Origin of the sequence: Pseudomonas sp. 2822-17, from assembly GCF_002742485.1 — a bacterium.
Classification (GTDB): domain Bacteria; phylum Pseudomonadota; class Gammaproteobacteria; order Pseudomonadales; family Pseudomonadaceae; genus Aquipseudomonas; species Aquipseudomonas cyclaminis.
Genome location: NZ_LJRZ01000284.1, coordinates 1 through 296, shown reverse-complemented (window position 1 = coordinate 296; position 296 = coordinate 1). Strand labels below are relative to the sequence as shown.

Annotated in this window: 1 protein-coding gene; it reads right to left on the bottom strand. The window is 32.8% G+C overall.

The genetic code is table 11. From position 1 onward, the window contains the following. Nucleotides 1–255 (bottom strand): hypothetical protein (locus AOA60_RS03945; protein WP_218240557.1); only part of this gene is annotated, 255 nt, incomplete at its 3' end. Between the last annotated feature and the right edge of the window lie 41 nt (nt 256–296).

Genomic DNA, 296 nt, shown 5'->3' with positions numbered 1-296 from the left:
GTCTAAATACATCACTTGTTCAATCGGAGCATCAAAACCTGTCAATAGCATGTCTTTAACGATAATAAAGCATAGCTTACTATCTTCTATTGGTTTCTTAAACGATTTAATAATTTCCTCTTGCTCAGGTTTAGTTGTAAAATGTTTCTTCAAATGAGGAAGATCATTTCGGTCCCCTGAGAAAATTATTTTCACTTCTAGTTTTTCACCCATAATATCTTTCATATGTTTATTCAGAGCATCAAGGTACTTCACACAAGCTTCTCTTGAAACACAAACAATCTGTGCTTTAAAAC